A 9,956-nucleotide genomic window follows, 5' to 3' on the forward strand; every position below is an offset into this window, starting at 1 on the left:
GCAGGCCGTGATCATAGCGAGAGGTTCCCTCAGGATACCGGTGCCTGAGAAGGAACAGATAAAGAATCTGGCCGCGCATGGAAGCACAATGGTCATATTCACTGGTATACACATAATAGATCGTATAGCGAAGGACCTTATGGATGGAGGTTACGACCCAGAGACACCCGTTGGCGTTGTATATCGTTCGACATGGCCTGATGAGATCGTGATCAGAGGAAAACTCTCGAACATAGCATCGCTTGTCCATGAGAAGAGGATATACCGTACGGCCATCATAATCGTGGGCGATGTGGTTGATCCGAAGTTCGTCAGACACAGCAGGCTTTACGATCCAGAGTACGTGCATTCATTCCGTGGTGGTAGGAATGCATCCGGCAGATAACGTGAGAAAGGTCCTTATCGTATCTTTATCAAGATCCGGTGCAGAAGTTGCTGCTCGGCTCGCATCCAGGATGAGATCGGATGGCCTAGATGCTAGGGCATTCTGCAGATACGGTAATGAAGAATGCAGAAAACTGGACTCGTCGCTTAAGATATTTCTCATGGAGAATCTGCGCATGTACGATGCAGCCGTCATGGTAATGTCCCTTCCAGGTTTCTATAGGATCGCATCGGAGATCATGATAGAAAAGAACCATGATATTCCTATCGTGGTTGTGGACGATGCTTCAAGGTTCGCTGTAGCTGCTGCATCCGGGCATGCGGGCAATTCCAACGGCATCGCCTCATACGTTGCTGGCATCCTTGGATGCACAGCCGTCATAACGGATGGAATAGAATCCACGGGAGGCATGTCCGTGGAGAACATAGCAAGGATTACCTACTCCAGCATTGCCAATCCGGAATGCATACTCACGGTCAATGCGGCAATAGCCAACGGCGATAATGTGCCAGTTATATTCAGGTCTGAAAAGAGGAGAAAACTCAGGAGTATCTTCGAAGATCGCCAAAGCGAAGCATACGAGGATGGACCGGCCATAGTGATCACTGATAGGCCGGGTGATGCGGATAAGGTATGCTATCTAATACCGGACGACATATCCATAGGCATCGGCTTCAATTCAAGGGCCGATGAGTCAGCGATGTCCAACTGCATAGAGAACTTTTTTGATGAAACCGGGCTCTCATGGGAGGATATAGATTATATTTCGAGCATAAAGGATATTCCGCCTGACATCATTGATGGTCGAAAAACAAGATTCATCAGGATCCAATTGGAGGATCTGAAGGCGATTGATCAGGACGAGATGACACACAGTTCACCGAAGGCCATGGAGGTATTTGGTATCCCCGGCGTGGCTGAACCCTGCGCACTTTATTCACTTGGGCCGGCGTCGAGGCTCTTCTATCCGTTCAGGCCATGCCAAGGAAAGGTAACCATAGCTGCGGCGAGGAGAAGGAAACTATCTGACGGGTTCATATCATTTGTAGGTGTGGGGCCGTCCGATCCGGATCTCATGACGATGAAGGCGAGAAAAGCTATAGTTTCCGCTGACATAGTGGCTGGATATGCGACACCACTTGATATAGCCAGAGGTCTCATATGGAACAAACCCAAGGTCGTGTTCCACTGGAAGGATCAGCAGAGATATGTGGACCAGATCGTATCGCTGTATAGACAGGGATACAGGATCGCCTATCTTTTCACTGGGGATGCGTGTTTCACTGAATCGGAACTCATGAAGAGATTTACTGGGTCCTGCCGCAAATTTGAGATAATTCCCGGGATAAGCTCCGTTCAGGCAGCATGCAGTATCACCGGAATGACCCTTGAGATGGCAGGAATCGTCTCATTTCATGTTACGGGAGACATTGAAACACGAAAGAAAGACCTCATCGAAGCCCTGTCAGATAAGGGTGGTGCTATCGTAATACCGAGGCCATACGATTTCATGCCAAAAGATATCGCTGCATTCCTTTCAGATAAGGGCTTTGGAGATCTTCCCGCAACAGTGATCGAGAAGGCGACTTCATCCGAAGAGCGCAGATTCGCCGCTCGCATCCGAGAACTTAAGGATATGGAATTCTCCGATCTTTCCATAATGGTCATAGGCGAACCGGTGATCAGATGATCATCGCATCGCATAGGGACGAATTGAACGAATATGTCATTGCGAAGACAATATATGAAAAAATCAATCGGTTTATACTGGATCGGTAATCATGTGGGTTCCCATGGTTGATCGGATCGATAGAAATATTTTTACGAATTTAGTATCAATATTACGAAAACAAAGATTTATCTATTCATGATTTTTCAGGCCCATCATGGCAAGCGTTGTTAATCCTAGCGCAAGGGAGATTGGCACCTGGGATCTTGTCTTTCAGGGTCTTGGACAGATCACGCCCATAACGATACTCTCAGGACTCATAGTGAGTATAGTTGGGCTCTCTGGCATAAACGCACCGCTGGCTATGATCATATCATTCTTGGCTGTGGTTATGGCAGCGAACACGATATATCAGTTTTCAGGGATCATCAGCCATTCCGGCGGCTACTATTCCTACGTGGAATACGGCCTCGGAAAACATATTGGAAAGTTCACGGGTCTCCAGTACCTTCTGTATCAGGCATCCAATCTTGCATTGGAATATCTGATAGTGGTTTGGGGATTCTCTAAGTCCTTGAACTATGCCTTTGGGACTGCATTGCCTGAATGGACCGGCATAGTCTGGATAGGATCGATGATGGCTCTTTCATACATCCTCATGCGTATGGGGGCAAAACCTTCTCTAAAACTTGCACTGGTTCTCGGATCGATACAGGTGTCATTTGTGATCCTTCTTTCCTTCATAATAATTCCATCTGCACCGGACAACACAGCTTCTGCCTTTATTCCGTCAGCTGGATCTGGATGGACCGGAGTATTCCTTGGATTCATAGTGGGCGGGTATCTAGCTTTCGCCGGCTATGGCTCAGTGGTTCCCATGGGCGAGGAAGCTAGATCACCTAGAAAGACTATAAAAAAGGCGATAATCGCCATAGTTGTGATTGCTGGAATTGTATTCGTGATGGGATCCTACGCCATGATCGTCGGGTTTGGCATCGGCAATCTCGGCAATTTCTCATCTGCGGTGATACCAGGTTTGATCGTTGCCAGGAGATTCACAGGCATAGGCGGATCAATAATATTCATTTTGGTAAGTACATTCCTGTCAACATACGGGACTGTCATCGGCATGGGAATGCCCATGACACGTGTGATGTATGCACTGGGGAGGGATGGTGTGCTTCCTGAGAAGATCGGATATCGAGACGGAAGGGCCGTACCTGTGAAGAGCGTTGACCTCACCTATGCCATAACCGCGGTCTCGGCAGCGGCACTCGGCCTCTACTTCTATCTAGCAGATGGTTTTTATCTTGGCCTTTATTATGCGTGGGTAATATTCGGGACGATCGCAACTCTCTCAACGTTACTGATACACATGCTTGTGAACACATCCCTCTCCGTATCCCATATCAGGACGCGAAGAGGAAATATTACGTTATGGGTGATACTGCCATCGGCCACTACGGTCTTGATGGGCATAGCATACTACTATTCTCTGTTGGGAATGTCAATGCCCTTCCTGATAGCGCCTCTGATATTCCTGGGATGGATCATTGTATCCATCATGATACTATATTTCAGAAGGAGCCGATATTCTAACATAGACTTTTCAGATATGGATAAAGCAATGAATTATGAGGCTGGTGCATAATAATGACCATAACATTCGATACCCTGATCACCAACGCTGCCATATTCGGACATGAAGATGCCGATGCCATAGCCATAGACCACGGAAGAATCGTTTACATCGGACGCGATAGAGGCATCAGATCCAAGAACACGCTCGATCTTTCAGGTAAGATAGTACTTCCTGGCTTCATAGATTCCCATGCTCATTTGATGAGCACTGGTCTTGAACTTTCGAGACTGAATCTCTTCAATGCTCCTGGTAAGAAGGAGGCTATAGATGAGATAAGATCCTATGCGGAGAAACATGATAAGGTTATTGCATATAGATGGGATGAGTCTAGATGGGATGACGACCGCTCATATCTCACTGCCCATGATCTGAACAGCATAGAGAAGCCGGTGGTTGCGTTCAGGAGGGATGCCCATATGGCGGTGGTAAACGATGCCGCCATGAGATCAATAGGTCAGTTCAGGCCGGACGGGGTCTTCAGAGAGGAAGACATGGTACATCTGAAGGATTTGATCCGGCCAGACTATGAAGAGGCATCAGAAGCCCTCAGCATGGCGCTGGATACAGCTGTATCGCTTGGAATAACCGGTGTGAGGGATATTGTCGATAGAATGACCTATGATACATATGGTAAGATTAAGATCCCAATAAGGATATTCAAGGTAATATACTCAAACGAACTCTTCGATGGATTCGGTGCTGATGAATTCGACTGGGGCGTCAAGGAATTTCTTGACGGTTCTCTCGGTTCCAGAACTGCAGCGCATGGTGGATGGGACGAAAGGAATCTGAAGATGAAAGAAAGAGATTTTGAGGCATTTGCACAGACGATATGGTCCAGAAATCTGCCTCTTGCAGTGCATGCCATCGGGGAGATCGCAGTTGAGGTCGCAGCCAAAACGATGCACAGGCATGCCGGAAAGCAGCGAAATTCCATAGAGCATTTTGAACTCGTTGAGGATGGTATCCTGGATATGATCGATGATAATACGATAATATCGGCGCAGCCAAACTTCCTGGAATGGGCTGGCCATGGTGGAATGTATGAGGACAGGCTGGGCAGTGAATGGCTGTACAGAAATAATCCTTACAGGGACATACTAGACAGCGGTATTAGGCTAGCGTTCGGATCAGATTCCATGCCTATAGGGCCAATGTACGGTATTCACTATGCTGTGAACAGTGAGTTCAGACAGCAGCGGTTGACGTTCGAAGAGGCTGTCAGATCCTACAGCGAGGCCGGTTCATATCTGCTCGGTTTGGAGAAATGGGTGGGGCTGATAGAGACGGGATATTCGGCAGATTTCGCAGTGTTCGACCAGTCTTCACTGTTGGCCCATGAAAAACTGAAGGAAGCCAGGCCGACCATGACCATATTTGAAGGAAAAATAGTGTACTTCAGATCCTAGGACTGGGATCTAGATTTCTCAAAATCAAATATCGCCTTATCCAGTATGGTTGAGATCTGCGGCCTTACCACAAGGAAATGATATGCCTCTGGATTTGTTGCCTTCTTCACATGTTCAATCTTCTTATTCTCAGAGTCAAAATCTATCAGTCCTGGTGCCAGTTCGCCCTTTGTCAGTGTTACCAGTATTGTGAGATCATCGCCATCAGCCATCGCTGGCGTATAGTAAGACAGGTACCCTCTGTACGAATACACTGTTGCAATATTCCGCATGGCCATAGCGAATCCAGCTGAGAGAGACATCAATAGATCTTCAGGCGTTTCCATGTATTCGAATTCAAATTTCATGGAAATCGAAATTTTTGGGAAGATAAAAAATTATCTCATCGATGGTTAGCTATGATCCTTCATGAATTTGATCGTTTCAAGATACTGCCTCTTGATATGATCCTTCTCTGTGAATCCGTGGCCTTCCCTTGGAAAAACCAGCATGCGCACTTCGCAGCCTTTTTCCTTCAGAAATCTATAAAATTCATAATATTGACCTATGGGCACGTATGGATCCCGTATACCATGCATCAGCAGAATGGGTGTTTTCGGATCGTGCTTGATCCTTATTGGAGAATATCTGTCATATTTATCGAAGTCCCATGGATCTGCATCCATATGCAATCTGTCCCAAAGATAAAGATTGCTTGTGCCGTGGAAGGATATCCAATCAGATATTCCGAACAGTGAGACTGATGCCTTGAAGATATCCGTTTTCATAACGGCGAGAGCGGACATGTATCCTCCGTAGGATCCGCCCGTTATGTATATCCTCTCGGTTCTTATCTTTCCTGATCTTTTCAGATGATCTATACCGGAAAGAATATCTTCGAAGTCCATGCCGCCAAGATCGCCGACGTTGAGTTCTGCGAATCTCCTGCCCTTGCCGACGCTTCCCCTGTAGTTTGGAGCGAATACGCTGAATCCATAGCCAAGATAGATGGATGTGCGATCGATGAAGGATGCATACGAGAACGATGTCGGGCCACCGTGAACGTATACTATGAGCGGATCCTCAGGATTCCTGACTCTCAGTATTCCATAAATATCCTCACCATCTGAAGAACGCCACTCTACAATTTCAGCTGGATATGCCGCTATATCGGCTAGATGAGAATTTAGACTGGATTTTGAGATACCATCGTCTATGCGATATATCTCAGGAGGATCGGTCGGAGGCGAGAATGGGACAACAAATGATCCATTTGCTGTGTCGAAGGATGGCGAATACGCGGGATAAACTATACCGAAGCCGGACCATATTTCTCTTTTGTTTGAAAGATCCATAATGCTAAACGTTGTTTTGTCATTTCCAAGCACGTATATAGAATCCCCTTGCAGAACCACATGAGAATAGCTAATATTGGATCCGTCGGTTATATTCCTTATTGATCCATCGTAAAGTATGACATCACCTGATATGACTCCGCGATCGCTCATTACCGATTCTAGAAAAGCAATGCGTGTTCCATGCGCCGTTATCTTTCCGATCTGCCTTCTACCAGGGTCGTATATGAGCTCTTGCTTTCCGTCCGCTGTTATCCTGAATACCTTGGACTTGTACCAGCAGCTCTCCTGGGGGCAATCAGATGCTATTGCATATACGGCATCGTCTGCTGAAGCAAATTCCCATATCTGCAGATCCTGAGTCAATCGGACTATTCCAGATTCATCTATGCGGTAGAGATCTGTGAACCGATCCTCCTCCTCAAAGAAATACGCATCGTCGGATCCTTTCTTATCTTCCTTTTCACCCGTGAATATTATCTTTCCACCGAAGAAGCTAACAGAATTTACCTTGATCCCTGTGCTGTATTTCAGGGGCAGGCCATCCCCTTTCAGCGAGACGATATCCTTACCCTCAGCGAAAAGAACAGATCCGGCAGGTGTGAAGCATAGAGAATGGAGTCCATATCCTTCGTATTTTGCAATTATTTTGAAGTTTCGGTCAAAGAGGTATACCTCTTTCCTCTGTTCCTTCTTTCTGTAGTCTCTGAAATTCTCAGAGACGATAGCACCAATAAGATCGCCGTCCTTAGACAGTCTAACTTCATCTATGATCCTGAGTCCGAGAAGGTCTTCAAATGTCTGATCCCGCATAGTATGATCAAACCAATTCTATATTTAAAAACTTGTAGAATGCAGTGTAATAAAGGGCAGTTCAAGTGTATGATCGAACTCAAATTTCAAGATGCAGAACTTTATATTTTCAGGAATTCGAAATCGAATGGAGTGATCAAATATTATATGATCCAGCAGTCTGCAGCTTTCAAATGCAATCAGAGAATATACAACCAGTAGTACACCTCACTGGCCTCAAATATACTTATAAGAAATACAGCTTTATATGTTCCCTTGACGAGCACGTATGAACCCACGGCCGGTGCTACACCTTGGTAGTAGACGGTGACATTTCCGGATGAGGTATTGAGGACAAATATGGATCCATTCGATGATTCTATCTCTGAAACTATCTTGCCTTCAAGATAGTAAGTGCCTCCAGACTTCATATTGTTCGGTGGCGTCGCAAGCAATAGAGGCACGATGCCATACACGATAATTAGTATAGCGATCGCGACAACTATCCCCTCAACGCTTCTTGTCTTCATTATCTTTAGTATGTATCACTATCAATAAATGTTTGCTTCCTTCCATTGCTTGAATTCAGAGTGCAAACCAGATGTATCAGCTACATCTTTGCAGCATTATTCTTTACAGATGAGCATAAATCCATGAATTCATTCCAATGTTCCAGTACATCCTTGATAACGGCACCAGCATTCAGATCACTTTTCGATGCCACAAGCAGTGTTAGATTCTCGATCTTTCTGAGTTCATTTAAAATTTCTTCTTTTTCGCAAAGCTCCGTCTTGTACTTTGATCTGAATTCATCCCATTTTGCTGGATCATGAGAATACCACACTCTCAGCCGATTGCTCGGTGCAAGATCCTTCGCCCACAGATCCATTCTGAGCTCCTCGCGCCTCATGCCTCTTGGCCATAATCTCTCCACAAATACGCGATACCCATCATCGCTTGAAAATGGTTCGTAAACTCTTTTCACTCTTATGATAGTCATTCTTCATTCCCCTCAAGTATGCGTGCTGTCTTTATATGTTATTATTTTCCTGCACTTTGCCAGCAAATTCGCGAAGGGTCTTCTTATCTATCTTACCCGTACCGGTCATGGGCATGCTATTCATAAAGATGAAGCGATCCGGGATCCACCATTCCTTGATCGAACCCTTCGATGCGAGATCGCGAAGATAGGATCTGATGACTTCCTCATCAAGCGGTTTTCCAGTCCGCGTCCTGTAGAATGCAACTGGCCTTTCCACCCATTTTTCGTCCTTTACTCCAATTACGGCAACATCGCCTACGTCACCGATATTGGATATATAGTATTCCAGAAGCGCGCTCGGTATGAATTCTCCACCGCTCTTTATGAGATCCTTGATCCTGTCCCGGATCCTTATCTTTCCATCTTCCGTTATCTCTGCTGAATCACCGGGATAGAACCAACCATCTCTATATGCTTTTTCGCTTTCCGCGTTGAAATAGCCATCTGGAATCCAGGGAGATCTGAATTTCAGCTCTTTGTTCTCCCCTTCGGTATCGAACTCCGTGAATACAAGGGGAGTGATAGAATTCACAGCGTCTGCATTTCTGGCTCCGAAATCGTCAGCGATGTCTGAAGTACCTATTCCTGCTGCGAGGCCATCCGTGAAACCGTATATGCCGGTTATCTCTATCCGATGATCCGATGCAAAATTGATTATCCCGGATGGTATGGCGGATCCTCCTATCAATATCTTGAGATGATCCAGTGCATTCTGATCGGTGCCCACTATTGCATTGAACATCGTCGGTACCATGCTCATCCACGTCGCTCGATTTTCCTTGATCAATCTTATGGTATTCGTCGGTTCAAATCTTCCGCCGAGAATGTAGTTGGAACCTATGAGCGTGGAAATGAACAGCGTACCCCATGACCATAGATGGAAGAAAGGTATCAGCGAAAATACGGTGTCGGATGATGTCAGTCTTGCCGGTCCAGGGAAAGCGGAGAGGTTCGTTTCCATAGCCCATATGGTGAGAACAATGTCCCTGTGCCTGTATTTAACGCCCTTGGGTTTTCCAGTGGTTCCACTGGAAAAGAGGATCGAAGCTGTACGATCTTCATGTATCTCTGGAAGCCAAAGTTTCCCTCCGCCGAAGGTTCCATACTGCGATACGAGACCTTCCTGATCAAACACTCTGTCTTCAGGCAGGATACCTGAGCTGACAGCGGCTCCTGCGAGTTTTCCGAAGTCCCTGGAATATATAAGATAAGTGCTACCGGCCTCCTTCATAGAAGCGATTATCTGATCAGGCGGTTGCCTCACATCAACCGGATGAAGGATATTCCCGGATAACGGTATGGCATATATGAGCAAGGCGAAATTAATGGTGTTCCAGTCCATGACCGATATCACTCTGTTTTCACCGACATCCCTATGCAAATTCATAGCAATATTGAGTATCCTATCGTAGAATTCACCGTACGTTAACTCGCTTTTCCCGTCCTTCAATCCTGTTCCTCTTCCTGTTCTAATCGTCTTGTGAAATAATCTATCAAGAGTCAAACCATGATTCATCAATCTGGGTGATTCCATGCTATATAGATGAATGTTCATATATATCAATCTTTTCAGACTAATATCTAACTATTAGGAATAATTCAATTGAATAAGGCCAGTGATAAATATTTCACCAGCAAAAATGTTATCAATACTTCCCCCATATCAACCCATGCAGTCATTGA

Annotated in this window: 9 protein-coding genes; 4 read left to right on the top strand and 5 right to left on the bottom strand. The window is 45.7% G+C overall.

Going from position 1 to position 9,956, the window contains the following annotated elements:
* The 4 genes from Q0C15_RS07065 to Q0C15_RS07080 all read left to right on the top strand — a co-directional run.
* Nucleotides 1-385, top strand: a 385-nt coding sequence (locus Q0C15_RS07065) for an SAM-dependent methyltransferase (RefSeq protein WP_297217725.1), incomplete at its 5' end; no start/stop codon positions are given.
* Entirely contained in the window at nt 369-2,075 is a 1,707-nt protein-coding gene (gene cbiE / locus Q0C15_RS07070; protein ID WP_297217728.1) for a precorrin-6y C5,15-methyltransferase (decarboxylating) subunit CbiE, read from the top strand. The genes Q0C15_RS07065 and cbiE, both read left to right, overlap by 17 nt.
* A 196-nt stretch (nt 2,076-2,271) precedes the next feature.
* Complete coding sequence (locus Q0C15_RS07075) at nt 2,272-3,705, top strand: amino acid permease (RefSeq protein ID WP_297217731.1); 1,434 nt, start codon at nt 2,272-2,274, stop codon at nt 3,703-3,705.
* A 2-nt stretch (nt 3,706-3,707) separates the two neighbouring features.
* Entirely contained in the window at nt 3,708-5,105 is a 1,398-nt protein-coding gene (locus Q0C15_RS07080; RefSeq protein WP_297217735.1) for an amidohydrolase, read from the top strand.
* Here the strand turns inward: Q0C15_RS07080 and Q0C15_RS07085 are convergent.
* From Q0C15_RS07085 to Q0C15_RS07105, 5 genes are all read right to left on the bottom strand, one after another.
* On the bottom strand, nt 5,102-5,452 hold the full coding sequence (locus Q0C15_RS07085) for a hypothetical protein (RefSeq protein ID WP_110640826.1): 351 nt from the start codon (nt 5,450-5,452) through the stop codon (nt 5,102-5,104). The two genes, Q0C15_RS07080 and Q0C15_RS07085, sit on opposite strands and share 4 nt — an antisense overlap.
* Before the next feature lie 45 nt (nt 5,453-5,497).
* Nucleotides 5,498-7,252: a S9 family peptidase gene (locus tag Q0C15_RS07090; RefSeq protein ID WP_297217740.1), complete on the bottom strand. Its 1,755-nt coding sequence runs from the start codon at nt 7,250-7,252 to the stop codon at nt 5,498-5,500.
* Between the two features lie 179 nt (nt 7,253-7,431).
* Complete coding sequence (locus Q0C15_RS07095) at nt 7,432-7,761, bottom strand: hypothetical protein (protein WP_110640830.1); 330 nt, start codon at nt 7,759-7,761, stop codon at nt 7,432-7,434.
* Between the two features lie 80 nt (nt 7,762-7,841).
* Complete coding sequence (locus Q0C15_RS07100; protein ID WP_367181989.1) at nt 7,842-8,225, bottom strand: DUF488 domain-containing protein; 384 nt, start codon at nt 8,223-8,225, stop codon at nt 7,842-7,844.
* Between the two features lie 37 nt (nt 8,226-8,262).
* Complete coding sequence (locus tag Q0C15_RS07105) at nt 8,263-9,807, bottom strand: AMP-binding protein (protein WP_297217747.1); 1,545 nt, start codon at nt 9,805-9,807, stop codon at nt 8,263-8,265.
* Nucleotides 9,808-9,956: the final 149 nt, after the last annotated feature.

It is taken from the genome of Thermoplasma sp., assembly GCF_023256435.1.
Classification (GTDB): domain Archaea; phylum Thermoplasmatota; class Thermoplasmata; order Thermoplasmatales; family Thermoplasmataceae; genus Thermoplasma.

What these genes read in the sequence shown, in the direction of transcription:
- cbiE (WP_297217728.1), top strand. Translation starts at nt 369, where the DNA reads ATGCATCCGGCAGATAACGTGAGAAAGGTCCTTATCGTATCTTTATCA.
- Q0C15_RS07105 (WP_297217747.1), bottom strand. Translation starts at nt 9,807, where the DNA reads ATGGAATCACCCAGATTGATGAATCATGGTTTGACTCTTGATAGATTA.
- Q0C15_RS07095 (WP_110640830.1), bottom strand. Translation starts at nt 7,761, where the DNA reads ATGAAGACAAGAAGCGTTGAGGGGATAGTTGTCGCGATCGCTATACTA.
- Q0C15_RS07085 (WP_110640826.1), bottom strand. Translation starts at nt 5,452, where the DNA reads ATGAAATTTGAATTCGAATACATGGAAACGCCTGAAGATCTATTGATG.
- Q0C15_RS07090 (WP_297217740.1), bottom strand. Translation starts at nt 7,252, where the DNA reads ATGCGGGATCAGACATTTGAAGACCTTCTCGGACTCAGGATCATAGAT.
- Q0C15_RS07075 (WP_297217731.1), top strand. Translation starts at nt 2,272, where the DNA reads ATGGCAAGCGTTGTTAATCCTAGCGCAAGGGAGATTGGCACCTGGGAT.
- Q0C15_RS07080 (WP_297217735.1), top strand. Translation starts at nt 3,708, where the DNA reads ATGACCATAACATTCGATACCCTGATCACCAACGCTGCCATATTCGGA.